Consider the following 23243-nt stretch of genomic DNA (forward strand, 5'->3'; position numbering starts at 1 on the left):
GCGATAGCGGTGTGTCAGTCAACAGAGATGTTGGATGATCCACCGTAATCGCTGGCAAGCCAGCTCCCACAGGTATTTGTGGTGTGACGCGGAGTTACGCGGCGGGTTGATCCAGCTCCAGGCCCACACCCAGTCGGCGGCTCATGCACGGCCAGCGCTTCCACGCGGCGCCGGTATCAGGGCTGCTGAGTTTTTCGCGGTAGGCTTCCACCGACTCCAGCGCAAAGCTGTCATCGTCGAGCATGCTGTCCACCGCGTGGTGCACGACTTCATCCAGTTCGTTGGCAAATTTCTCACCGAGTAACTGGTGAGCAATCAGATTGGCGACCGTCATGTCCAAAGGGATCAGTGGCTGGCCGAAATGCTTGATGTACAGGTCGTTGACCTCTTCGACAAAGCGGTGCGCCAGATAGGCTTCGTCCAGCAGATGTTCCAGGCCAACCGGAGGCTGGAGGAAATACTGCTCGGCGATTTTCAGCACCGGTTTGATCTGTGACTCGATTCCCGCTTCCCTGGCGACTTCATTGGCTGCGTCCAGCAGGTCAGGTACTTCGTCGATATAGGCTTCGACAAAACGCGTCAATACAGCCTTGGCATCCGTCTCCGGTAATTGGATAGAGGGGTGCAGGTGAGGCAGTTGTTCTTCCAGTTGACGGGTCAACCGTCCGGTTTCGTTTTCGTGTTGTCGGGCTTTTTGGATCTGCTCGCGCAATGCGGCGGTGTTCATGAAAACTCCAGGAAACAAGGCAATGAAATAGGGAAGACATAAGTTAGCTGGCTTACGAAAAATGCTAAGACGCATTTGTCATAATTATTTCATCCTTGATGCGCCTGCGTTATATCGGTTTGCCACCACTCGTCTGCATCCTTCTCCATTCGTGCCCTTGAACGCAAGTGTCAGCTGTTTCAGTTGATTTACGTGTGCACATTGCAATTTCCCGCCGCTGTCTATACTCGCCAATGAATGGAGTTAGCTGATGACGCCCGACTGCACCCGCAGCAAGGCCCGGCGATTCAAGTTCGTAGTCTGATGCAGCCGCTCCCTTGCCGCAGGCGAAAGCCGGCGGGATAACAAGAACGATAAGGGGAACCCGCAATGATGCGACATCCACACGTCTGGATGGGCCTCCTGTTGTGGTCGATTTTCAGTCCGGCGCATGCCGCCTGGACTGTGAATATGGCGCCTGGAGCGACTGAAATCAGTCACGCAGTATTCGACCTGCACATGACCATTTTCTGGATCTGTGTGGTGATCGGGATCATCGTCTTCGGCGCCATGTTCTGGTCGATGATGGTGCACCGCCGTTCTACCGGGCAGGTCGCCGCAAAATTCCACGAAAGCACCACCGTCGAAATCCTCTGGACCATCGTGCCGTTCGTGATACTGGTGGCGATGGCCGTTCCGGCGACCGCCACCCTGATCAAGATGTACGACACCAGTGAGCCGGATATCGATATCCAGATCACCGGTTATCAGTGGAAGTGGCACTACAAATACCTGGGCCAGGACGTCGAGTTCTTCAGCAACCTGGCCACCCCCGCCGAACAGATCCACAACAAGGAAGCCAAGGGCGAGCATTACCTGCTCGAAGTCGACAAGCCATTGGTGCTGCCGACCGGGGCCAAGGTGCGCTTCCTTGTAACCTCCGCCGACGTTATCCACTCGTGGTGGGTGCCGGCGTTTGCGGTCAAGCGCGACGCGATTCCGGGGTTCGTCAACGAGGCGTGGACGCGCATCGACAAGCCCGGCATTTACCGTGGCCAGTGCGCCGAACTCTGCGGCAAGGATCACGGCTTCATGCCGATCGTGGTCGAGGTCAAGGAGAAGGCCGATTACGACAAGTGGCTCGCCGACCGCAAAGCCGAAGCCGCGCAGCTCAAAGAGTTGACCAGCAAGGAATGGACGCTCGACGAACTCAAGGAGCGTGGCGACAAGATCTATCACACCACCTGCGTCGCCTGTCACCAGGCCGAAGGCCAGGGCCTGCCGCCAATGTTCCCGGCACTCAAAGGCTCGAAAATCGCCACCGGACCGAAAGAAGGCCATTTGAGCATTGTCTTCCACGGCAAGCCCGGCACCGCCATGGCAGCGTTCGGCAAGCAGCTGTCGGAAGTCGATATCGCGGCGGTCGTGACCTATGAACGTAACGCCTGGGGCAACAACAAGGGCGACATGGTCACGCCAAAAGAAGTGCTGGAGCTGAAACAGGCGGAAAGCAAATGAGCCGGTCTATCGCGCAGACAATCCATCGGCCGGAGCATCGCGCCTCGGCCCGCCCAGCTCACTCGTTTACAGGAGACAGGCCATGAGCGCTGTAATCGATGACCACGGTCATGCCGACCACGCCCACGGCCCCGCCAAAGGCCTGATGCGCTGGGTGCTGACCACCAACCACAAGGACATCGGCACGCTGTACCTGTGGTTTGCGTTTTCCATGTTCCTGCTCGGCGGTACGTTCGCGATGGTGATTCGCGCCGAACTGTTCCAGCCGGGACTGCAAATCGTCGAGCCGGCGTTCTTCAACCAGATGACCACCATGCACGGTCTGGTGATGGTCTTCGGTGCGGTCATGCCGGCCTTCGTCGGCCTCGCCAACTGGATGATCCCGTTGATGATCGGCGCGCCGGACATGGCGCTGCCACGGATGAACAACTTCAGCTTCTGGCTGTTGCCGGCAGCCTTCATCCTGCTGGTTTCGACCCTGTTCACCGCCGGTGGCGGGCCGAATTTCGGCTGGACGTTCTACGCACCGCTGTCGACGACCTACGCCCCCGAAAGCGTGACCTACTTCATTTTCGCCATCCACCTGATGGGGATCAGTTCGATCATGGGCGCGATCAACGTGGTCGCCACCATCCTCAACCTGCGCGCCCCCGGCATGACCCTGATGAAAATGCCGCTGTTCGTCTGGACCTGGCTGATCACCGCGTTCCTGCTGATAGCGGTGATGCCGGTGCTGGCCGGGTGCGTGACGATGATGCTGATGGATATCCACTTCGGCACCAGTTTCTTCAGTGCCGCCGGTGGCGGTGACCCGGTGCTGTTCCAGCATGTGTTCTGGTTCTTCGGGCATCCCGAGGTGTACATCATGATCCTGCCGGCGTTCGGCGCCGTCAGCTCGATCATCCCGACGTTTTCGCGCAAGCCGCTGTTCGGCTACACCTCGATGGTCTACGCCACAGCGAGCATCGCGTTTCTGTCATTCATCGTCTGGGCGCACCACATGTTCGTGGTGGGCATCCCGCTGGTGGGCGAGCTGTTCTTCATGTACGCGACCCTGCTGATCGCGGTGCCGACCGGGGTGAAAGTGTTCAACTGGGCCAGCACCATGTGGCAGGGCTCACTGACCTTCGAAACGCCAATGCTGTTTGCCGTGGCGTTCGTGATCCTGTTCTCAATCGGCGGTTTCTCCGGACTGATGCTGGCCATCGCTCCGGCGGACTTCCAGTATCAGGACACCTACTTCGTGGTCGCGCATTTCCACTACGTGCTGGTGCCGGGGGCGATCTTCGGGATCTTCGCCTCCACCTACTACTGGCTGCCGAAATGGACCGGCCACATGTACGACGAAACCCTCGGCAAGCTGCATTTCTGGCTGTCGTTCGTCGGCATGAACCTGACGTTCTTCCCGATGCATTTCGTCGGTCTGGCGGGGATGCCACGACGGATTCCGGACTACAACCTGCAATTCGCCGACTTCAACATGGTCTCCTCGATTGGCGCGTTCATGTTCGGCACCACGCAGCTGTTCTTTCTGTTCATCGTGATCAAGACCATTCGCGGCGGCCCGCCGGCACCGGCCAAACCGTGGGATGGCGCTGAAGGCCTGGAATGGAGCGTGCCGTCCCCGGCGCCGTATCACACCTTCACCACACCGCCGGAAGTGAAATGAACACTTTCCGCCCTGTGACAAACATTGTGGGAGCTGGCTTGCCAGCGATGGGGCCATTGCAGTGTGTCAGTCAGGCAGCCATCGCTGGCAAGCCAGCTCCCACAGGGTTCTCGGCAGAGGGTTGGAACCATGGCTGACTCGATCTCGATGAAGAAACTCGTCACCCGCCTGCTCGGGGTGGTGGTGGCGATGTTTGTCTTCGGCTTTGCCCTGGTGCCGATCTACGACGTGATGTGCAAAGCGTTCGGCATCAACGGCAAGACCGCCGGGCAGTACGAGGGCGAGCAGGTGGTCGACACTTCGCGCCAGGTGCGCGTGCAGTTTCTGTCGACCAACACCGCCGACATGCCATGGGATTTCTACCCCAAGCACGACGAACTCACCGCCAACCCCGGCGCGGTCAACGAGATGATCTTCATCGCGCGTAATCCCACCGACAAACCGATGAGTGCGCAAGCCGTGCCGAGCATCGCGCCGAGCAACGCGGCGGCGTATTTCCACAAGACCGAATGTTTTTGTTTTACCCAGCAGGTGCTGCAGCCCGGTCAGCAGATCGAGATGCCGGTGCGCTTCATTGTTGACCGCGACATGCCCAAGGATGTGAAGCACCTGACGCTGTCCTACACGCTGTTCGATATCACCGCCCGACATCCTCCGGTAGCTGTAAACACTGGCGGTTGAGCGTGCTCGATAAGGAGAACAATAAATGGCAACTCATGAGCATTATTACGTTCCGGCCCAGAGCAAATGGCCGATCATCGCCACCTTCGGCATGGCCATCACCGTGTACGGCCTCGCCACCTGGTTCAACGATCTAAAAGCCGCACGCCCGGAATCCCATGGGCCGTACATCTTTTTCGTCGGCGGACTGCTGCTGGCGTACATGCTGTTCGGCTGGTTCGGCACGGTGATCAAGGAAAGCCGCTCAGGGCTGTACAGCCCGCAGCTGGATCGCTCGTTTCGCTGGGGCATGAGTTGGTTCATCTTTTCCGAGGTGATGTTCTTCGCCGCGTTCTTCGGTGCGCTGTTTTACGTGCGACACGTCTCCGGCCCGGCGCTGGGTGGCGAAGGCCCGAAAGGCATCGCCCACATGCTCTGGCCGAACTTCCAGTTCACCTGGCCGCTGCTGCATACCCCGGATCCGAAACTGTTCCCGCCACCGAAGGAAGTCATCAGCCCGTGGGGCCTGCCGCTGATCAACACGATTCTGCTGGTCAGCTCCAGTGTGACCATCACCATCGCCCACCATGCGCTGAAGAAGGGCCATCGCGGCGCGCTGAAAATCTGGCTGGCGATCACCGTGCTGCTCGGCTGCGCGTTCCTCGGTTTTCAAGCTGAGGAATACATTCACGCCTATCACGAACTGGGCCTGACCCTCGGTTCGGGCATCTACGGCGCGACATTCTTCATGCTCACCGGTTTCCACGGCGCCCACGTCACCATCGGTACGATCATTCTGTTTGTGATGCTGATGCGCATCATGAAGGGTCACTTCGACGCCGAGCATCAGTTCGGTTTCGAAGCGGCGAGCTGGTATTGGCACTTCGTCGATGTGGTGTGGATCGGCTTGTTCATCTTCGTTTATGTGCTCTGAGGAGCAACGCTACCAAGGCGCATGCGACACCAGTTGGCCGCTGTAGAAACCCCAGGCGATCAAGCCGACGGTTGCAGCGGCCAATGCCACCCGAACACTCAAGGCGATGACCAGGCGATTCGAGCTGCTGTCGTCCTTGACCAGGAAAAACAGGCCGCTGAACAGGCTGATCACCGTGGCAATCAGCAGCACGACGATGGCTGCTTTGAGCATGGGAAGACTCCGGGGGACAGGCGATGCAGTTGAGTATAGCGATCGCGACGACTGACTTTGTGGCGCGGCCATGAAGCGCTTTCGGCCGGGGCTCATTCCGACGATTGTCGTAGCGTTGTTGCTGCCGCTGCTGGTGTCGCTGGGCTTCTGGCAATTGAGCCGTGGCGCCGAGAAAACCGCCCTGCTCGCCAGTTATGCCGAACGTCGCGCCGCCGAGCCGATGGCCAGCAGCGAATTGCTGCACAGCGCCGACCCGGCCTATCGCCGCGTGCATCTATATGGCCAGTTCGACGCCGCGCACAGCTTGCTGCTCGACAACCGCCAGCGTAACGGCAAGGTCGGTGTCGAACTGCTGCAACCGTTTCAGGATCAACGCAGCGGCCTGTGGCTGCTGGTCAATCGCGGTTGGCTGCCGTGGCCGGATCGCCGCGTGCCGCCGCAATTCACCACGCCCACTGATGCGCTGAATCTCGACGCCTGGGTCTACGTCGCCCCCGGCGCAACCTTCCAGCTGCACGCCGATCCGGTCAGCAGCACCTGGCCGCAAACCATCACCGCCGTCGAGCCGGCCAAGTTGTGGAAAACCCTCGACCGCGACGGCTTCGCCTACGAGGTGCGTGCAGAACAAGGCCCGGCCAGCTACGAGGCCGATTGGCCGGTGGTCGCCATGGGCCCGGAAAAACACCTCGGTTACGCCGTGCAGTGGTTCGCCATGGCCACAGCCCTGCTTGGCCTCTACCTCTATTTGGGCTTGCACAACGCAAAGGAGAAAAAACATGGGAACGGCCATGAATCCACCCAGCATGTCTGAGGCGAAACCTGCCGCCACCCGCCGGCGTGGGCGCATTCAACTGCTGCTGATTGTGCTCGGCGTGATCGGTCCGATGATCCTCGCCACCGGCATGTACAAGTTGCAGTTCTGGGTGCCGGAGGGTCGCAGCTACCACGGCGAACTGATCGGCAACGGTCAGACTCGCGCCGACCTTGGCGTGGTCGCCGATGAGCAGCGCTGGCAGATGCTGGTCACCGCGCCCAAGGATTGCGCCGTCGATTGCCAGCAGTTGGTGTATCTGGCGCGGCAGATCCAGATCGGCCTCGGTCGTGATGCCAGCCGCGCCAGCCACGCCCTGGCCGCCGCACAGCCTTTGGGTGCTGACTACGAAGCCAAATTGACCCGTGAATATCCGCAACTTCAACGCTACCCACTGGATGTCACCACCTTCAGCAAGACCACTGGCGACAAAGCCACCCCACAACTGTGGATCATCGACCCGCACGGCAATCTGGTGCTGCGCTACGACCCGAACGTCAAAGGCAAGGACTTGCTCAACGACCTGCGTCACCTGCTGAAACTGTCGAACATCGGATAAGGGCATCGTCATGGCCAAACCTGGATTTCGCCTCGCGCTGTTTGCCACCCTGCTGGCCCTGATTGTGGTGCTGCTCGGCGCCTACACCCGCCTGACCCACGCAGGTCTGGGCTGTCCGGACTGGCCGGGCTGCTACGGCTTTATCAGCGTGCCAAAAAGCGAAGCCCAACTGGCCCATGCCGAACTGCATTACCCCGACTCGCCGGTGGAGGCGCACAAGGGCTGGAACGAGATGATCCACCGCTACTTCGCCGGCACCCTCGGCCTGCTCATTTCGATTCTGGCCGGGCGCGCCTGGGTCAATCGGCGTCATCCGGGGCTGCCGTTGAAACTGCCGCTGTTTCTGTTGGCGGTGGTGTTTGCGCAAGCGGCGTTCGGCATGTGGACGGTGACGCTCAAGCTCTGGCCGCAAGTGGTCACCGGGCATTTGCTTGGCGGTTTTGCGACCTTGAGCCTGCTGTTTTTGCTGACGTTGCGATTGTCCGGGGTGCTGCCGGCGCTGACCGTGCCCAAGCGTTTGCAGTATTGGGCGACCGCTGGCCTGTTACTGGTGATCGGCCAGATCGCCCTCGGTGGCTGGGTCAGTTCCAATTATGCGGCGGTGGCCTGCATCGACTTCCCGACCTGCCACGGCCAATGGCTGCCACCCGCCGACTTCGCCAACGGCTTTCACCTGACTCAACACATCGGCCCGAATTATCTGGGTGGACAACTCGACAGCGATGCGCGCACGGCGATTCATTTGACCCACCGCATCGGCGCGCTGTTGGTGACGTTGGTGCTGCTCGGTCTGGCGTGGCAATTGAAAGTGGTCGGCATGACGCGGTTGGCCGGATTAGTCGTGGTCGCGCTCGGCGCACAGATCACCCTCGGCATCAGCAACGTGCTGTTCCATCTGCCGCTGCCGGTGGCCGTGGCGCATAACGCCGGCGGTGCGGCGCTGTTAATGACCATGGTGCTGGTCAATTACCACGCGCGGACCAGTCTGGTCCGGGTCAAACAACCGGTGCTCGCGCGCTGGCGCCTGAGCCCGCGTAAACACGCGGCCGCGCCCATCACAATAAAAGGAGAAACGCCGTGGCGATTCTGATTGGCGAACGCCCGCATCAGGCGATCTGGCGTGACTATCTGGAGCTGACCAAGCCAAAAGTCGTGGTGCTGATGCTGATCACTTCGCTGGTCGGCATGTTCCTCGCGACCCGCGCCGGGGTGCCGTGGACGGTGCTGGTGTTCGGCAATCTGGGCATCGCGCTGTGTGCCGGCGGTGCGGCGGCGGTCAATCATGTGGTGGATCGGCGCATTGATGCGGTGATGGCGCGCACGCATAAACGGCCAATGGCCGAGGGCCGGGTTTCGCCTGCCGCTGCACTGACCTTTGCGCTGGTGTTGGCGCTGCTCGGTCAGGCGTTGCTGCTGACCTTCACCAATGCGCTGACGGCATGGCTGACGCTGGCTTCGCTGCTCGGTTACGCGGTGATCTACACCGGTTTTCTTAAACGCGCGACGCCGCAGAACATCGTCATCGGCGGCCTCGCCGGCGCCGCACCGCCGCTGCTCGGCTGGACCGCCGCCACCGGCCACGTCAGCGCCGAACCGCTGTTGCTGGTGCTGATCATCTTCGCCTGGACGCCGCCGCACTTTTGGGCGCTGGCGATCCATCGCAAAGAGGAATACGCCAAGGCCGACATCCCGATGCTGCCGGTCACTCACGGCGAGCACTACACCAAGGTGCACATTCTGCTGTACACCTTCGCGCTGCTTGCGGTCAGCCTGCTGCCGTACGTGATCCATATGAGCGGCGCGCTCTACCTGATATGCGCCCTCGCCCTCGGCGCAAGGTTTCTGCAATGGGCCGTGGTGCTGTACCGTGGCACTCGGCCGCATGCGGCGATCAACACGTTCAAGTACTCTATCTGGTACTTGTTTCTGCTGTTCATCGCCCTGCTCGTAGACCACTACTTACTGTTGAACCTATGACTCGAACCCAGAAAACCGTCTTCATCCTCGTCGCCGTGATCGCGCTGATCCTCGGGCTTACCGTCAACAAGGTGCTGAGCGGCAAGGGCCAGGGCGACCCGACCGCGCTGATCGACGCCGGCATTATTCTGCTGCCGCAGAGCCGCACCCTGCCGAACGTGACGATGACCGATCAGGACGGCAAACCGGTCGCCATCGACGAGTTGAAGGGCAAGTGGAGCCTGCTGTTTTTCGGCTACACCTTCTGCCCGGACATCTGCCCGACCACATTGGCGCAACTGCGGCAGATCAAGAGCGAACTGCCTAAAGACGCTGTGGACAAGTTGCAGATCGTGCTGGTCAGCGTTGACCCGAACCGGGATAACCCGAAGCAGCTGAAGCAATACCTGGGTTACTTCGATCCGCAGTTTGTCGGCCTGACGCCGACCTCGATTGAAGAGCTGCAGAAAGTGGCGAACGCGGTAAGCATTCCGTTTATTCCAGCGGACACCACCAAGCCGAATTACACCGTCGACCATAGCGGCAACCTCGCGGTGATCGGCCCGGATGGTACGCAGCGTGGCTTTATCCGTGCGCCGTTGAACAACGCCAAACTGGTAGCGCAGCTGCCGGTGATGCTTAACCGCAAATAACCGCAGCAAAGCTCGGACACAAAAAAGGGGACGCCATTGGCGTCCCCTTTTGTTTTTGATCGTTCCCACGCTCTGCGTGGGAATGCAGCAAGGGACGCTCTGCGTCCCAGAGGACGCGGAGCGTCCGGAGATGCATGCCCACGCAGAGCGTGGGCACGATCAGGTTGCAGCAATCTGTCTCAGAACGCCGGCAATACCGCACCCTTGTACTTCTCGGTGATGAATTGCTTCACTTCCGGGCTGTGCAGGGCGGCAGCCAGTTTCTTCATTGCATCGCTGTCCTTGTTGTCCGCACGGGACACGAGGATGTTCACGTAAGGTGAGTCGTTGCCTTCGATCACCAGCGCGTCCTTGGACGGATCGAGCTTGGCTTCCAGTGCGTAGTTGGTGTTGATCAGGGCCAGATCGACCTGGGTCAGCACGCGCGGAATGGTCGCGGCTTCCAGTTCACGGATTTTCAGATCTTTCGGGTTTTGGGCGATGTCTTTGAGGGTCGACAGAATGTTGGTCGGGTCCTTCAGAGTGATCACGCCAGCCTTGGCCAGCAGCAACAGCGCACGGCCGCCGTTGGTGGCGTCGTTCGGGATCACCACGTTGGCGCCGCTTGGCAGGTCTTTCAGATCCTTGATCTTGCTCGAGTAAGCGCCCAGCGGTTCCAGGTGCACACCAGTCACAGCCACCAGGCTGGTGCCCTTGGCTTTGTTGAACTCATCGAGGTACGGCTGGTGCTGGAAGAAGTTGGCGTCCAGACGCTTTTCGGCAACCTGTACGTTTGGCTGAATGTAGTCGGTGAAGACCTTGACCTTCAGATCCACGCCTTCTTTGGCCAGAGCCGGCTTCACGAATTCGAGGATTTCCGCGTGCGGCACCGGAGTGGCGGCAACGGTCAGGGTTTCGGCGTGGGCCGAGAATGCCGCAACGGCAGCGAAAGCAGCGATCAGTTTTTTCATTCAGCTAACTCCTTTTGAGGCGCCCGTCTGGCGCCTGCCAGCGAATGGCCGGCTCATCTCTAAGTTACAAAAACCGGTTATTTGCGCGAGAAATGTACGACCAGTCGATCACCGACCATTTGCAACACTTGCACCAGGATCAACAGCAGCACCACGGTGACGATCATCACGTCGGTCTGGAAACGCTGATAACCGAAACGGATCGCCAGGTCACCCAGGCCACCGGCGCCGACCACACCGGCCATCGCCGTATAGGACACCAAGGTAATCGCCGTCACCGTTATCGCTGCAAAGATGCCCGGACGGGCTTCCGGCAGCAAGGCGTTCATGATGATCTGCCGCGTGGTCGCGCCCATCGACTGGGTTGCTTCGATGATGCCGCGATCGACTTCACGCAGCGCGGTTTCCACCAGACGCGCGAAGAACGGCGTGGCCCCGACCACCAACGGCGGAATCGCACCGGCCACGCCCAGCGACGTGCCAGTAATCAGCACGGTGAACGGGATCATCACGATCAGCAGAATAATGAACGGCAGCGAACGCAGAATGTTCACCGCCAGCGACATGACCGCGTAGAAGCCACGGTTTTCCAGAAGCTGACGCGGGCTGCAGAGGAACAGCAACACGCCCAGCGGCAGGCCGAGCAGCACGGTGAACAGCAGCGAACCGCCAAGCATCAGCATGGTGTCGCCGGTGGCCAGCCAGATTTCGTACCAGTCGATATTGGTGAAGAAACTGATCAGGTCTTCCATTAGCGCAATACCTCCATGTGAACGTCAGCGGCGGTGAAGCGGGCGAAGGCCGCTTCCATGTCGCCACCGGTGACGGCGAGGGTCAATTGCCCGTACGGAATGTCTTTGATGCGGTCGATGCGACCGGCGAGGATGCTGTAGTCGACGCCGGTTTCCCGGGCGACGGTGCCCAGCAACGGCGCGTAGGTCGCTTCGCCCTGGAAGGTCAGACGCACGATGCGGCCGGGCACGTGAGCGAAGTCATCGCGCTGCTCGCTTTCGTCGATCTGCTCGCTTTCCTGGACGAAACGCTTGGTGGTCGGGTGCTGCGGATGCAGGAACACATCGGCCACCGAACCTTGCTCGACGATCACGCCGGCATCCATCACGCCAACCTGATCGCAGACGCGGCGGATCACATCCATCTCGTGGGTGATCAGCACGATGGTCAGCTTCAGTTCGCGGTTGATCTCGGCCAGCAGTTGCAGAACCGACGCCGTGGTTTGCGGGTCGAGAGCGCTGGTGGCCTCGTCGCAGAGCAGGATTTTCGGCTTGGTCGCCAGGGCGCGGGCGATGCCGACGCGCTGCTTCTGGCCGCCGGACAACTGCGCCGGGTACTTCTTGGCGTGATCGGACAGGCCGACGCGCTTGAGCAGCTCGGCGACGCGCTTGTTGATTTCGCTGCTCGACAACTCACCGGCCAGGGTCAGCGGCAACGCAACGTTGTCGGCCACGGTCTTGGAGGCGAGCAGGTTGAAGTGCTGGAAGATCATCCCGACTTGCTGGCGGAAACGGCGCAGGCCGTTGGCGTCCAGCGCGGTGACTTCTTCGCCGTCGACGATGATCTTGCCGCCACTGGATTGTTCCAGGCGATTGATCAGACGCAGCAGGGTACTTTTGCCCGCACCGGAATGACCGATCAGGCCGAAGACCTGACCGTTCTCAATCTTCAGACTGGTCGGGTGCAGGGCGGGAATGTCCTTACCGGCGACGCGGTAAGTCTTGTGGACGTTTTGAAACTCGATCACGTAGCGAACCTTGTGGGGCGCGTTAGAAAAGGATCAGCGGTTAGCCGGGCGCGCATTTTAGCCTGTCCGTATAGAGGTTCTTAGCATTTATTTCGCAATTAACCTTCGATTTGGCAATAACAAGATCAAAGGTCATAAAAAAGGAACGCCCGTTCCTGCTCATCGGTCACTAGTTAAGCGACTTGAAACCCTGGGTAACCGTGCCCGGAAACGCTCAAGAGTCCCCGTTGAAAAGGGGTCAAACGAGGAGTTTACGTCTGATGAGTACCAAGAAACCTACCACCGGCAAAAGTGAACTGGCTGGAACCGATACCCCGGATCGCGCCAACACCAATACCAAACTCGACAGCCTGGAGAAATTTCGCTCCGACGCCACCGGCCAGGCCCTGCGCACCAACCAGGGCGTGAAAATCGCCGACAACCAGAACACCCTCAAGGTGGGCGCCCGCGGCCCATCGCTGCTGGAAGACTTCATCATGCGTGAAAAGATCACGCACTTTGACCATGAGCGGATCCCGGAGCGCATCGTCCACGCCCGCGGCACCGGCGCACACGGTTTCTTTCAGGCTTACGAGAACCATGCCGCTCTGACCAAGGCTGGCTTCCTACAGGATCCGGGGAAAAAGACCCCGGTATTCGTGCGCTTTTCCACTGTTCAAGGACCCCGCGGCTCCGGCGACACCGTACGTGACGTGCGCGGTTTCGCGGTGAAGTTCTTCACCGATGAAGGTAACTTCGACCTGGTCGGCAACAACATGCCGGTGTTCTTCATTCAGGATGCGATCAAGTTTCCCGACTTCGTCCACGCGGTAAAACCTGAACCGCACAACGAAATCCCGACCGGCGGCTCGGCCCACGACACCTTCTGGGATTTCGTTTCACTGGTGCCGGAATCGGCACACATGGTCATCTGGGCCATGTCCGACCGGGCGATCCCGAAAAGCCTGCGCAGCATGCAGGGCTTTGGCGTGCATACCTTCCGGCTGGTCAACGCCGAGGGCAAATCGCGCTTCGTCAAATTCCACTGGCGCCCTACCGCCGGCACTTGCTCGCTGGTCTGGGACGAAGCGCAGAAGCTCGCCGGTAAAGACACCGACTACCACCGTCGCGACCTCTGGGAAGCCATCGAGATGGGTGACTACCCGGAATGGGAGCTGGGCGTGCAGGTCATCGAGGAGGAAAACGAGCATGACTTCGATTTCGACATCCTCGACCCGACCAAGCTGATCCCCGAAGAAATCGTGCCGATTACGCCGCTGGGCAAAATGACCCTCAATCGCAATCCGGACAACTTCTTTGCCGAGACCGAGCAGGTCGCGTTCTGCCCGGGCCATATCGTGCCGGGGATCGACTTCTCCAACGACCCGCTGCTGCAAGGTCGTCTGTTTTCCTACACCGATACGCAGATCAGCCGACTTGGCGGGCCGAACTTTCACGAGCTGCCGATCAACCGCCCGGTCGCGCCGTTCCACAACGGTCAGCGTGATGCCCAGCACCGCACGGTGATCGACAAGGGTCGTGCGTCTTACGAGCCGAACTCGATTGACGGTGGCTGGCCGAAAGAAACCCCGCCGGCCGCGCAGGACGGTGGTTTCGAGACGTACCCGGAACGCATCGACGCCGCCAAGATCCGCCAGCGCAGCGAATCGTTCAGCGATCACTTCTCGCAAGCGCGGCTGTTCTTCAACAGCATGAGTGCCCATGAGAAAGAGCACATCATCGCCGCCTATAGCTTCGAGCTGGGTAAGGTTGAGCGTGAGTTCATCCGAGCACGTGAGGTGAACGAGATTCTCGCCAACATCGATCTGGAACTGGCCAAACGTGTGGCGGCCAATCTGGGTCTGCCGGCACCAACCAAAGGCACGGTGGAGGTGCGCAAAACCTCCTTCGACAATTCGCCTTCGCTGAGTCAGGCCAATCTGTTGCCGGAGAACATCAAGACGCGAAAAGTGGCGATTCTTGCTGCCAACGGCGTTGATGGTGCGGCGATTGATGCAATGAAGAAGGCATTGGCCGCTGAAGGTGCGCATGCCAAGTTGCTTGGCCCGACTTCGGCGCCAGTGAAGACTGCCGACGGTAAAAGCTTGCCAGTGGATGCATCGATGGAAGGCATGCCTTCGGTAATTTTCGATGCGGTGTTCGTGCCAGGTGGTGCGGCGTCGGTCAAAGCACTAAGCGGTGACGGCGTGGCTCTGCATTACGTGCTGGAGGCATACAAGCATCTGAAGGCGATTGCACTTCAGGGCGAAGCCAAGCAGTTGTTGGATGTTTTGAAGCTGGAGGCAGATGCCGGGTTGCTGGAGGGCAAGGATGTTGGTGCGCTGACCAAGCCGTTCTTTGCCGCGATCGGGCAGCATCGTGTCTGGGCTCGGGAGCCTAAGGCGAAAGCCATTCCGGCCTAAGAAATTCGCCGACTGGTAAGACGTTATCGCGGGCAAGCCCGCTCCCACAGGATCACGCTGTACCTTTGGGAGCGGGCTTGCCCGCGATGCTTTTACGGTTTACGCGGAATCAGAACCATCTGCGCCGGGACTGTGCGCACGATCTGCTTATGGATCTGCAGATCGAAATCCGGATTCAACTTCTTCACGCGCTTGCTCAGCAACGTCGACAACCATGGATAGTCATTGGTACGCGGCGCCTGAATGGTCACTGCACACTCATAATTCACCACATCGGCGGCGATCGCATCCAGTTGGCGGCGAAGTTTGCGGCTATCGGTGATATTCAGTGCAACCGTGGTGCTCTCGGCAGTCGGGTCGATCACCTTGGCTTTGGGCTTGGCTTCGGCAGCGAGCAACGCCGCTTCAGCCTTTTCCAGCTCAGCCTTGCGCGCTTCGGTGATGGCACCATTGACGCCACCGGTCAGCGCCGGGGCTTTCGGCATCAACGCACGAGCACGGCTCAGCGCCGTGGCCGCTGCATTCACATCACCTTTCTGCAGCACGATCTGGCTGCGGCGCAGATACGCTTCGGCCAATTGCCGCTGGTATTGCTCAAGGGACTGATCGTTGGGGGTTTCGACCTGCAAAGCGGCCAGTTGGTCTTCGGCGGTGGCCAGTTCGCTGCTGGCCAGGCTTTGCTCCAGCTGTGCGATGGCCGTAGCCCGCGCATCGGGGACTTCGGCCACCGGCGGCGTGCTTTGGCAGGCGCCCAGCAGCACGGAAAATGCGACAAGGAGCAGATAACGGGAGGCGAACGGCTTCATTCCTGCGACTCTCTAATTGCGCAAAAAGCGAGCAAGTCTACACCCCTCGACGGGGCAGAACAAAACTCAGCAGAAACAGTGCGGCCGCCGTCACAACGATTGACGGGCCGGCCGGGGTGTCCTTGAACCACGACAGCGCCAGCCCGCCACACACGGCGAGTATGCCCAGCAGGCTCGCGCCCAGGGCCATCTGCTCCGGCGAACGGGCGTGACGCTGTGCCGCAGCCGCCGGGATGATCAACAGCGAAGTAATCAGCAACACACCGACGATTTTCATCGCCACCGCGATCACCACCGCAATCAACAACATCAGCGCCATACGCAGACCCGCCACCGGCAAGCCCTCGACCTTGGCCAGCTCTTCATGCACGGTGATCGCCAGCAATGGCCGCCACAGCGCCACCAGCACAACCAGCACCGCCGCGCTGCCGCCAAGGATCCACGCCAGATCGGTCGGACTGATCGCCAGCAGGTCGCCGAACAGATAGCCCATCAGGTCAATCCGCACTTCATGCATGAAGCTTAGTACCACCAGCCCGAGAGAGAGCGTGCTCGGCGCGAGAATTCCCAACAACGTGTCAGACGCTAGCGGTTGACGCTGTTGCAGCGTTACCAGCAGCACGGCCAGCAGCAGGCAGCCGACCGTCACCGCGACCGTCGGGCTGACATCCAGCAAAAAGCCCAGCGCCACGCCGAGCAAAGCCGCGTGGGACAAGGTATCGCCGAAATAGGCCATGCGCCGCCAGACCACAAACGAGCCGAGCGGTCCTGCGACCACCGCTAACGCCAAGCCTGCGAGCAGGGCATACAACAGAAAATCAGCCATGCTTGCAGTTGTCTCCGTGAACGTGAGGTTGGCCGATAACCGGCCCTTTGACTACCGAGCCATGCAGGTCGTGAGCATGGTCGTGATGGTGGTGATAAATCGCCAGGCTCTGTGCGTTCTTGCCGAACAGCTCGACGAACGCCGGGTCGCCGCTGACCTGCTCGGGATGCCCGGAGCAGCAGACGTGACGGTTGAGGCAAACGACCTGGTCGGTGGTGCTCATGACCAGATGCAGATCGTGGGACACCATCAGTACGCCGCAGCCGTGACGGTCGCGCAGACGGGTGATCAGGCTGTACAACTCGGCTTGCCCGGCGACATCAACGCCTTGCACCGGCTCGTCGAGCACCAGCAATTCCGGTTCGCGCAGCAGCGCCCGGGCCAGCAGCACACGCTGCATTTCACCACCGGAAACGCTTTGCACCGGGCTGTCGATCACGTGTTCGGCGCCGACTTCCTTCAACGCCGCCAACGCACGCGGGCGATCAACCCCCGGCACCAGTCGCAGAAAACGCAGGACCGAAAGCGGCAAGGTCGGATCGACGTGGAGTTTTTGCGGCATGTAGCCGACGCGCAGCTTCGGCTTGCGCCAGACGCTGCCGCTGTCTGGCTTCAACAGCCCGAGTACGGCGCGTACCAGCGTGGTCTTGCCGGCGCCATTAGGGCCGATCAGGGTGACGATCTGCCCCGGCTCGACGCTCAGCTCGATGTTGTCCAGCACAGCCTGCCCGGCAAACGTCACGGCGACCTGTTCCAGACGGATCAGCGCGTTGCTCATCAAGCCCCCTGGCAACCGGAGCAGAGGCCGACGACTTCGACGGTCTGCGCCTCGACGATGAAACCAACGTCCTTGGCGCTGTTGATGATCGCGTCGCTGATCACTTTCTGCTCAAGTTCGATAGCGGCGTGGCAGTCGCGGCAGATCAGGAACTGGCCCTGATGCGCGTGTTCCGGGTGCACGCAGCCAACGAAGGCGTTGAGCGAGGAGATGCGATGCACCAAGCCGTTTTCCAGGAGGAAATCCAGCGCACGGTACACGGTAGGCGGCGCAGCCCGGCGACCGTCCTGCTCGCTGAGCACGGCGAGGATGTCGTAGGCGCCCAGCGGCTTGTGGCTCTGCCACACCAGCTCCAGCACCCGACGGCGCAACGCGGTCAGGCGCAAGCCTTTCTGGGCGCACAAGGTATCGGCCTCGGACAAAGCGCTGTGCACGCAATGAGAGTGGTCGTGGGGACGGCTGGCAATCGGTGTAATAGGCATGGGCGGCGACGAGTTTTGATAGAGACGTTATTATGTTACCCGTTCTCGCCTCCTTGAGTGGTCATCGTGTCCCGACTTTTTTCTGTTTTTGTGGCGTTTGTCGCCAGTTTTCTGCTGATCGGTTCGGCTCAGGCCGAAGTCAAAGTCCTCACCAGCATCAAACCGCTGCAGCTGATCGCAGCAGCCGTACAGGACGGGGTGGCGATTCCAGAAGTGCTGCTGCCGCCTGGCGCCTCGCCGCACAATTACGCCCTGCGCCCATCCGACGTACGGAAGGTGCAGTCGGTGGATCTGCTCTACTGGATCGGCCCGGACATGGAAGGTTTCCTGCCGCGCGTGCTCAACGGCCGGACGTTGCCGAGCGTGGCGGTGCAGGATCTGCCGGGGATGAAGTTGCGTCGTTTTGCTGAAGATAGCCATTCCCATGCCGAAGAGGCTGACGAGCATGACCACGATCACCGCCCGGGCACGCTGGATGCACATTTGTGGCTATCGCCGGTCAACGCGCGGGTAATTGCCGACAAGATGGCAGCTGATTTGAGCGCTGCCGACCCGGCGAATGCCGAGCGTTATCAGAGCAATGCCAAGGCTTTCGACGAACGTCTGGATGCGCTGGATCAGCGTTTGAAGCAGCGTCTGGCCAGCGTTGAAGGCAAGCCGTACTTCGTCTTTCACGAAGCGTTCGATTACTTTGAAGAGGCTTATGGCCTGAAGCACACCGGCGTTTTCAGTGTGGCCGCCGAAGTGCAGCCGGGCGCGCAGCATGTCGCGGCGATGCGCAAGCGGTTGCAGGAAGTGGGCAAGACCTGTGTGTTCAGCGAGCCGCCGCTGCGTCCGCGTCTGGCAGAGACATTAGTGGCCGGCCTGCCGGTGAAACTGGCGGAGCTGGATGCACTGGGCGGATACACCCCGGCGACAGCCCAGGGTTATGAACAGGTATTGGAAAAGTTGGGCAATGATCTGGCCGGCTGCCTGGAATCGTTGTAACAACCCAAAACCTGTGGCGAGGGAGCTTGCTCCCGCTTGAGTGCGCAGCACTCACAAAAATCTGGCTGAGTGCCAGAATTTTGGGGCCGCTGCGCAGCCCAGCGCGAGCAAGCTCGCTCGCCACAGTTCAGAGGGCGAAGGGTAAAGGTGTATTGACCGCCTGCCGCTGCGCCAAGCGCTCTTCAAATTCTTTTGGATCGTGAATCAGCACATCCTGCCCGGCAAACTGCTCTGCCGCGATCAACCGCGACAGCCAGAACCGCACACACGCCACGCGCAGCATGGTCGGCCATAGCTCGGCTTCTGCCGCCGTGAACGGACGCAATGTCGCATAGGCACCGAGGAACGCCCGCGCCCGCGGCCCATCGATCAGACCGTCATCGTCCGAACACCAGTCGTTCAAGGCAATTGCCACGTCGTAGAGCATCGGCCCCGAGCAGGCGTTGTAGAAGTCGATCAGCCCGGTCAGGTGCGTACCTTCGAACATCGCGTTGTCGCGAAACAGGTCGGCATGAATATTCGCCCGGGGCAGCGCAAGAATCTTGTCTTTGCGTTCAGTGATTTCATCCAGGGCCTTTTGCAGCAGGGCACGCGGCTCATCGCTCAGGTGCGAAAGAAACTCGGTGCCCTCCTCCAGCATCCAGTCCAGGCCACGATCGGTCTTGCGCTTGATCATGCGCTCGCCCTGGGTCGCCAGGTGCAGATGCGCCTGCAACTCGCCGACTTGCGCGCAATGCTGAGCGTTGGCGACCTTGATGTGCTTGCCGGACAGACGCGGTTGCAGCAGGGCCGGTTTGCCCTTCAGTTCACGCAACGCCATGCCGTCGGTGGTGCGCAGCGCATACGGTACCGGCAGATCGGCTTCGTGCAGCACGTCGAGCAGATCGATGAAGAACGGCATCTCCTGCAACGGGCCGCGCTCGACCAGGGTCAGGACGAATTCGCCCTGCTCCAGACTGATGAAGAAGTTGGTGTTTTCACTGCCGGCGGCGATCCCCTGGAAATCAAGCAGACGGCCAAGCCCGTAAGGGGCGAGAAAGGTTTCCAGCTCGGGCCGAGCCAGGGGAGTGAACACAGACATGGTTAAAAACTGCTCAGTTCTGGCGCCGCTTTCGCGCGGCGCCGATTAAAAGTCGGGAAACTTACTTCCAGGTAAAAATTTCCCACGACGGAATCAGCATATCCGGCTGATCAGATCGGATGTAGTTCGCATCCGTACCATCGGCGCGGACCAGGAAATACGGTTTGCCGCCCTTCGGCGTGACCTTGATCGCATACACGAAGCCACTGCGGCTGTATTCCTGAATGACCTTGTCGCCTTCGGTGTGCGTGTTGATGGTTACTTCCGGCTCCGAGGCCGGCGCATCATCCGCCGCTATCGCGGCCAATGGTGAGGCAGCAATCAGACTGACCAGCAGCAAGCGATTTAACGTACGCATGATAACCTTGTCCCTTTGTCGTCAACGGTCCCGCTATTCTAGCGCCGGGCCCGCCGAAAAGGTTGATTCTGCTCATGAGCCAAGCCCCCCTCGTCCTGGTGGACGGTTCGTCTTACCTGTACCGCGCTTTCCACGCCCTGCCACCGCTGACCACGTCCAAAGGCCTGCCGACCGGTGCGGTCAAAGGCGTGCTGAACATGCTCAAGAGTCTGCGCAAGCAATACCCGGACAGCCCGTTCGCCGTGGTCTTCGACGCCAAGGGCGGGACCTTTCGCGATGAGATGTACGCCGAGTACAAGGCCAACCGCCCAAGCATGCCCGACGACATGCGCGTGCAGATCGAACCGCTGCACCAGAGCGTGATCGCCCTCGGCTTCCCGCTGCTGTGCGTGGAAGGCGTCGAGGCTGACGACGTGATCGGCACCCTGGCCCGCAGCAGCGCGGCGGCGGATCGACCGGTGATCATTTCGACCGGCGACAAGGACATGGCGCAACTGGTCGATGGCCACATTACCTTGGTCAACACCATGTCCGGTAGCTCGATGGATGTGGAAGGCGTGAAGGAGAAATTCGGCGTCGCACCGGAGCAGATCATCGATTATCTGGCGCTGATGGGCGATTCGTCCGACAACATTCCGGGCGTCCCGGGCATTGGCCCGAAGACCGCTTCCGGCCTGCTGGTCGGCGTCAACGGCGGCCTCACCGAGTTGTACGCCAATCTCGACATCGTGCCGACCCTGCCGATTCGCGGCGCGAAAACCCTGCCGGCCAAGCTCGAAGAGCACAAGGAGATGGCATTCCTCTCCTACCAACTGGCGACCATCAAGGTCGACGTGCCGCTGGACGTCGAACTCGACGATCTGCAAATGGGCGCGGAAGACCCGGCCAAGCTCTACGAGCTGTACACCCTGCTGGAATTCAAAAGCTGGATCAATGATCTGGATCGCGACGCCAAACGTCTGGAACTGAGCGCTGCCGCCGAGCCTGCGCCGGCCGGCGATCTGTTCAGCGCGCCAGCAGAAGAAGCGCCTTCCGCTCCCGCTGAAGCTGCGTACGAAACCATCCTCGATCAGACACGTTTCGACGTCTGGCTGGAAAAGCTCAACAACGCCAAGCTGTTCGCCTTCGACACTGAAACCACCGGCATCGACGCGCAGCAAGCGCAACTGGTCGGTCTGTCGTTCGCTGTACAGGCCAACGAAGCCGCGTACATTCCGCTGACCCACTCCTACATCGGCGTGCCGGAACAACTGGATCGCGACACCGTGCTGCGCGCGCTAAAGCCGATCCTGGAAGATCCGAGCAAGCTCAAGGTCGGCCAGCACGCCAAGTTCGATATGAATATCCTGGCCAACTGCGCCATCGGCGGCGATCAGAGCCAAGGCATCACCGTGCGTGGCATCGCCTTCGACACGATGCTTGAGTCCTACGTGCTCAACTCCACCGCCACCCGCCACGACATGGACAGCCTCGCGCAGAAGTACCTGGATCACACCACCGTGAGCTTCCAGGACATCGCCGGCAAAGGCGCCAAGCAGCTGACCTTCGACCAGATCGCCCTGGAACAGGCCGGGCCGTATGCCGCCGAAGACGCCGACATCACTCTGCGTCTGCACCAGACCTTGTTCGAAAAGCTCAGCGCCATCCCGAGTCTGGCCAGCGTGCTGACCGACATCGAAATTCCACTTGTGCCCGTTCTTGCACGTATCGAGCGCCAAGGCGCATTCGTCGATGCGGAGCTGCTCGGCATCCAGAGCATCGAGTTGGGCAACAAAATGGTTGCGCTGGAGCGCGAAGCCTTCGAAATCGCCGGGGAAGAATTCAACCTCGGCTCACCGAAGCAGTTGGGCGTGATTCTCTACGAAAAACTCGGCCTGCCAGTGCTGAAGAAGACCGCCAAGGGCCAGCCGTCCACCGCTGAAGAAGTGCTGGCGAAGCTCGCTGAAGACGATCACCGTTTGCCGAAGGTGCTGATGGAGCACCGCTCGATGAGCAAGCTGAAAAGCACCTACACCGATCGCCTGCCGGAGCAGATCAATCCGCGTACCGGGCGCATCCACACCTCGTATCACCAGGCGGTGGCGTCGACCGGGCGTTTGTCCTCCAGTGATCCGAACCTGCAGAACATTCCGGTGCGTACCGCTGAAGGCCGGCGTATCCGTCAGGCCTTCGTCGCGCCAAAAGGTTACAAACTGCTGGCGGCGGACTATTCGCAGATCGAGCTGCGGATCATGGCTCACCTGTCCAAGGACGAAGGCCTGATGAACGCCTTCCGCAACAATCTGGACGTGCACACCGCCACCGCTGCGGAAGTGTTCAAGGTCGAACTCAACGAAGTGACTTCCGACCAGCGCCGTGGCGCCAAGGCGATCAACTTCGGCCTGATCTACGGCATGGGCGCGCAGAAGCTCGGCAAGGACATCGGCGTCGAAACCAAGACCGCCAAGGCTTACATCGACACCTACTTCGCGCGTTATCCAGGCGTTCGCGAGTACATGGATCGCACCCGCGCCCAGGCGGCGGATCAAGGCTATGTCGAGACCTTCTTCGGCCGTCGCCTGTATCTGCCGGAGATCAACTCGAACAAGCCGCAGGAACGCGCTGCCGCCGAGCGCACCGCGATCAACGCGCCGATGCAGGGCACCGCAGCCGACATCATCAAGAAAGCCATGGTCGCGGTGGATAACTGGCTGGCGACATCCGGGCTGGACGCCAGAGTCATCCTGCAGGTGCACGATGAACTGGTGCTCGAAGTTCGCGAGGATCTGGTCGAGCAGGTCAGCAGCGAGATTCGCGTGCACATGAGTGAAGCGGCGAAACTGGATGTACCGCTGCTGGTCGAAGTGGGTGTGGGCAACAATTGGGATGAGGCTCACTGAGCCTTTTGACACGGTTTGCCGCGACATCGCGTCGCGGCAGCGCCGGTAAAACCTGCTTATTTCGAAAAGCACTTGGGATTATTCCAAAGCTTTTTGAAAAAATTCTGAACTAATCTGGAAGGACACTACTCAGAGTTACTGAATGGCTGGTGAAGCCCTTCGATGCTCCTATGTTGTGTTAAGTGTTGGCAGATATCTGAACCCCGCCCTAGCGGTTCGGAACTTAAACCCCGGAACTTCTCCCTCCCCAATGAAG

The 23243-nt window shown here is 60.3% G+C and carries 23 protein-coding genes; 12 read left to right on the forward strand and 11 right to left on the reverse strand.

Annotated features, from left to right (window positions below):
* Positions 1–94: 94 nt before the first annotated feature.
* On the reverse strand, positions 95–727 hold the full coding sequence (locus AC3WMT_RS03065) for a hypothetical protein (RefSeq protein ID WP_103302944.1): 633 nt from the start codon (positions 725–727) through the stop codon (positions 95–97).
* A 369-nt stretch (positions 728–1096) separates the two neighbouring features.
* Between AC3WMT_RS03065 and coxB the strand changes: the two genes are divergently transcribed.
* From coxB to AC3WMT_RS03085, 4 genes are all read left to right on the forward strand, one after another.
* Positions 1097–2224, forward strand: a complete 1128-nt coding sequence (coxB, locus tag AC3WMT_RS03070) for a cytochrome c oxidase subunit II (RefSeq protein WP_103302943.1) — start codon at positions 1097–1099, stop codon at positions 2222–2224.
* 82 nt (positions 2225–2306) lie between these two features.
* The gene (gene ctaD, locus AC3WMT_RS03075) at positions 2307–3893 is read left to right on the forward strand and encodes a cytochrome c oxidase subunit I (protein WP_103302942.1); all 1587 of its coding nucleotides are present in this window, start codon (positions 2307–2309) and stop codon (positions 3891–3893) included.
* Positions 3894–4022: 129 nt separating this feature from the next.
* The gene (locus tag AC3WMT_RS03080) at positions 4023–4574 is read left to right on the forward strand and encodes a cytochrome c oxidase assembly protein (RefSeq protein WP_103302941.1); all 552 of its coding nucleotides are present in this window, start codon (positions 4023–4025) and stop codon (positions 4572–4574) included.
* A gap of 25 nt (positions 4575–4599) precedes the next feature.
* Complete coding sequence (locus AC3WMT_RS03085) at positions 4600–5487, forward strand: cytochrome c oxidase subunit 3 (protein ID WP_103302940.1); 888 nt, start codon at positions 4600–4602, stop codon at positions 5485–5487.
* Positions 5488–5496: 9 nt separating this feature from the next.
* On the opposite strand, the gene AC3WMT_RS03090 is transcribed toward AC3WMT_RS03085, so the two are convergent.
* Entirely contained in the window at positions 5497–5700 is a 204-nt protein-coding gene (locus AC3WMT_RS03090; RefSeq protein ID WP_041073718.1) for a twin transmembrane helix small protein, read from the reverse strand.
* A gap of 70 nt (positions 5701–5770) precedes the next feature.
* On the opposite strand from AC3WMT_RS03090, the gene AC3WMT_RS03095 reads away from it, so the two are divergent.
* The 5 genes from AC3WMT_RS03095 to AC3WMT_RS03115 are packed head-to-tail and all read left to right on the forward strand — an operon-like array spanning position 5771 to position 9679.
* Positions 5771–6511: an SURF1 family protein gene (locus tag AC3WMT_RS03095; RefSeq protein WP_103302939.1), complete on the forward strand. Its 741-nt coding sequence runs from the start codon at positions 5771–5773 to the stop codon at positions 6509–6511.
* Positions 6477–7070 carry a PA_0111/PP_0108 family redox-active disulfide protein gene (locus AC3WMT_RS03100; RefSeq protein WP_103302938.1) on the forward strand — a complete coding sequence of 198 codons (594 nt, stop codon included), beginning with the start codon at positions 6477–6479 and terminating at the stop codon, positions 7068–7070. Before AC3WMT_RS03095 ends, AC3WMT_RS03100 begins: the two co-directional genes overlap by 35 nt.
* Positions 7071–7080: 10 nt before the next feature.
* Positions 7081–8160 (forward strand): COX15/CtaA family protein, encoded by a 1080-nt coding sequence (locus AC3WMT_RS03105; protein ID WP_103302937.1) that lies wholly within the window; start codon positions 7081–7083, stop codon positions 8158–8160.
* Positions 8148–9047 (forward strand): heme o synthase, encoded by a 900-nt coding sequence (gene cyoE, locus AC3WMT_RS03110; RefSeq protein WP_103302936.1) that lies wholly within the window; start codon positions 8148–8150, stop codon positions 9045–9047. The genes AC3WMT_RS03105 and cyoE overlap by 13 nt, the downstream gene beginning before the upstream one ends.
* Complete coding sequence (locus tag AC3WMT_RS03115; protein WP_103302935.1) at positions 9044–9679, forward strand: SCO family protein; 636 nt, start codon at positions 9044–9046, stop codon at positions 9677–9679. Before cyoE ends, AC3WMT_RS03115 begins: the two co-directional genes overlap by 4 nt.
* A gap of 179 nt (positions 9680–9858) precedes the next feature.
* On the opposite strand, the gene AC3WMT_RS03120 is transcribed toward AC3WMT_RS03115, so the two are convergent.
* The 3 genes from AC3WMT_RS03120 to AC3WMT_RS03130 form a co-directional block, all read right to left on the reverse strand.
* Positions 9859–10629: a MetQ/NlpA family ABC transporter substrate-binding protein gene (locus AC3WMT_RS03120; RefSeq protein ID WP_103302933.1), complete on the reverse strand. Its 771-nt coding sequence runs from the start codon at positions 10627–10629 to the stop codon at positions 9859–9861.
* 77 nt (positions 10630–10706) lie between these two features.
* The gene (locus AC3WMT_RS03125) at positions 10707–11381 is read right to left on the reverse strand and encodes a methionine ABC transporter permease (protein WP_103302932.1); all 675 of its coding nucleotides are present in this window, start codon (positions 11379–11381) and stop codon (positions 10707–10709) included.
* The gene (locus tag AC3WMT_RS03130) at positions 11381–12388 is read right to left on the reverse strand and encodes a methionine ABC transporter ATP-binding protein (RefSeq protein ID WP_103302931.1); all 1008 of its coding nucleotides are present in this window, start codon (positions 12386–12388) and stop codon (positions 11381–11383) included. The genes AC3WMT_RS03125 and AC3WMT_RS03130 overlap by 1 nt, the downstream gene beginning before the upstream one ends.
* Before the next feature lie 260 nt (positions 12389–12648).
* Between AC3WMT_RS03130 and katE the strand changes: the two genes are divergently transcribed.
* Positions 12649–14790 carry a catalase HPII gene (gene katE, locus AC3WMT_RS03135; RefSeq protein ID WP_103302930.1) on the forward strand — a complete coding sequence of 714 codons (2142 nt, stop codon included), beginning with the start codon at positions 12649–12651 and terminating at the stop codon, positions 14788–14790.
* Between the two features lie 92 nt (positions 14791–14882).
* Here katE and AC3WMT_RS03140 read toward each other — a convergent pair whose 3' ends face one another.
* The 4 genes from AC3WMT_RS03140 to AC3WMT_RS03155 are packed head-to-tail and all read right to left on the reverse strand — an operon-like array spanning position 14883 to position 17682.
* Positions 14883–15596: a PA5502 family lipoprotein gene (locus AC3WMT_RS03140; protein ID WP_103302929.1), complete on the reverse strand. Its 714-nt coding sequence runs from the start codon at positions 15594–15596 to the stop codon at positions 14883–14885.
* A 37-nt stretch (positions 15597–15633) separates the two neighbouring features.
* Positions 15634–16422: a zinc ABC transporter permease subunit ZnuB gene (gene znuB / locus AC3WMT_RS03145; protein ID WP_103302928.1), complete on the reverse strand. Its 789-nt coding sequence runs from the start codon at positions 16420–16422 to the stop codon at positions 15634–15636.
* The gene (znuC, locus tag AC3WMT_RS03150) at positions 16415–17200 is read right to left on the reverse strand and encodes a zinc ABC transporter ATP-binding protein ZnuC (protein WP_103302927.1); all 786 of its coding nucleotides are present in this window, start codon (positions 17198–17200) and stop codon (positions 16415–16417) included. Before znuC ends, znuB begins: the two co-directional genes overlap by 8 nt.
* A complete protein-coding gene (locus tag AC3WMT_RS03155; RefSeq protein ID WP_007911760.1) occupies positions 17200–17682 on the reverse strand; it encodes a Fur family transcriptional regulator in 483 nt (160 codons plus the stop codon). Before AC3WMT_RS03155 ends, znuC begins: the two co-directional genes overlap by 1 nt.
* A 66-nt stretch (positions 17683–17748) precedes the next feature.
* Between AC3WMT_RS03155 and AC3WMT_RS03160 the strand changes: the two genes are divergently transcribed.
* Positions 17749–18669, forward strand: coding sequence for a zinc ABC transporter substrate-binding protein ZnuA (locus tag AC3WMT_RS03160; RefSeq protein ID WP_103302959.1), 921 nt, complete (start codon positions 17749–17751; stop codon positions 18667–18669).
* Positions 18670–18796: 127 nt separating this feature from the next.
* Here the strand turns inward: AC3WMT_RS03160 and AC3WMT_RS03165 are convergent, their stop codons facing one another.
* A complete protein-coding gene (locus tag AC3WMT_RS03165; protein WP_103302926.1) occupies positions 18797–19750 on the reverse strand; it encodes a homoserine kinase in 954 nt (317 codons plus the stop codon).
* A 61-nt stretch (positions 19751–19811) separates the two neighbouring features.
* Positions 19812–20108, reverse strand: a complete 297-nt coding sequence (locus tag AC3WMT_RS03170; RefSeq protein ID WP_103302925.1) for a DUF2782 domain-containing protein — start codon at positions 20106–20108, stop codon at positions 19812–19814.
* 74 nt (positions 20109–20182) lie between these two features.
* On the opposite strand from AC3WMT_RS03170, the gene polA reads away from it, so the two are divergent.
* The gene (gene polA, locus AC3WMT_RS03175) at positions 20183–22987 is read left to right on the forward strand and encodes a DNA polymerase I (RefSeq protein ID WP_103302924.1); all 2805 of its coding nucleotides are present in this window, start codon (positions 20183–20185) and stop codon (positions 22985–22987) included.
* Positions 22988–23243 lie beyond the last annotated feature (256 nt).

The sequence above is a fragment of the Pseudomonas sp. FW305-7 genome, assembly GCF_058786735.1.

What these genes read in the sequence shown, in the direction of transcription:
- AC3WMT_RS03065 (WP_103302944.1), bottom strand. Translation starts at nt 727, where the DNA reads ATGAACACCGCCGCATTGCGCGAGCAGATCCAAAAAGCCCGACAACAC.
- coxB (WP_103302943.1), top strand. Translation starts at nt 1,097, where the DNA reads ATGATGCGACATCCACACGTCTGGATGGGCCTCCTGTTGTGGTCGATT.
- ctaD (WP_103302942.1), top strand. Translation starts at nt 2,307, where the DNA reads ATGAGCGCTGTAATCGATGACCACGGTCATGCCGACCACGCCCACGGC.
- AC3WMT_RS03080 (WP_103302941.1), top strand. Translation starts at nt 4,023, where the DNA reads ATGGCTGACTCGATCTCGATGAAGAAACTCGTCACCCGCCTGCTCGGG.
- AC3WMT_RS03085 (WP_103302940.1), top strand. Translation starts at nt 4,600, where the DNA reads ATGGCAACTCATGAGCATTATTACGTTCCGGCCCAGAGCAAATGGCCG.
- AC3WMT_RS03090 (WP_041073718.1), bottom strand. Translation starts at nt 5,700, where the DNA reads ATGCTCAAAGCAGCCATCGTCGTGCTGCTGATTGCCACGGTGATCAGC.
- AC3WMT_RS03095 (WP_103302939.1), top strand. Translation starts at nt 5,771, where the DNA reads ATGAAGCGCTTTCGGCCGGGGCTCATTCCGACGATTGTCGTAGCGTTG.
- AC3WMT_RS03100 (WP_103302938.1), top strand. Translation starts at nt 6,477, where the DNA reads ATGGGAACGGCCATGAATCCACCCAGCATGTCTGAGGCGAAACCTGCC.
- AC3WMT_RS03105 (WP_103302937.1), top strand. Translation starts at nt 7,081, where the DNA reads ATGGCCAAACCTGGATTTCGCCTCGCGCTGTTTGCCACCCTGCTGGCC.
- AC3WMT_RS03115 (WP_103302935.1), top strand. Translation starts at nt 9,044, where the DNA reads ATGACTCGAACCCAGAAAACCGTCTTCATCCTCGTCGCCGTGATCGCG.
- AC3WMT_RS03120 (WP_103302933.1), bottom strand. Translation starts at nt 10,629, where the DNA reads ATGAAAAAACTGATCGCTGCTTTCGCTGCCGTTGCGGCATTCTCGGCC.
- AC3WMT_RS03125 (WP_103302932.1), bottom strand. Translation starts at nt 11,381, where the DNA reads ATGGAAGACCTGATCAGTTTCTTCACCAATATCGACTGGTACGAAATC.
- katE (WP_103302930.1), top strand. Translation starts at nt 12,649, where the DNA reads ATGAGTACCAAGAAACCTACCACCGGCAAAAGTGAACTGGCTGGAACC.
- AC3WMT_RS03140 (WP_103302929.1), bottom strand. Translation starts at nt 15,596, where the DNA reads ATGAAGCCGTTCGCCTCCCGTTATCTGCTCCTTGTCGCATTTTCCGTG.
- znuB (WP_103302928.1), bottom strand. Translation starts at nt 16,422, where the DNA reads ATGGCTGATTTTCTGTTGTATGCCCTGCTCGCAGGCTTGGCGTTAGCG.
- znuC (WP_103302927.1), bottom strand. Translation starts at nt 17,200, where the DNA reads ATGAGCAACGCGCTGATCCGTCTGGAACAGGTCGCCGTGACGTTTGCC.
- AC3WMT_RS03155 (WP_007911760.1), bottom strand. Translation starts at nt 17,682, where the DNA reads ATGCCTATTACACCGATTGCCAGCCGTCCCCACGACCACTCTCATTGC.
- AC3WMT_RS03165 (WP_103302926.1), bottom strand. Translation starts at nt 19,750, where the DNA reads ATGTCTGTGTTCACTCCCCTGGCTCGGCCCGAGCTGGAAACCTTTCTC.
- AC3WMT_RS03170 (WP_103302925.1), bottom strand. Translation starts at nt 20,108, where the DNA reads ATGCGTACGTTAAATCGCTTGCTGCTGGTCAGTCTGATTGCTGCCTCA.
- polA (WP_103302924.1), top strand. Translation starts at nt 20,183, where the DNA reads ATGAGCCAAGCCCCCCTCGTCCTGGTGGACGGTTCGTCTTACCTGTAC.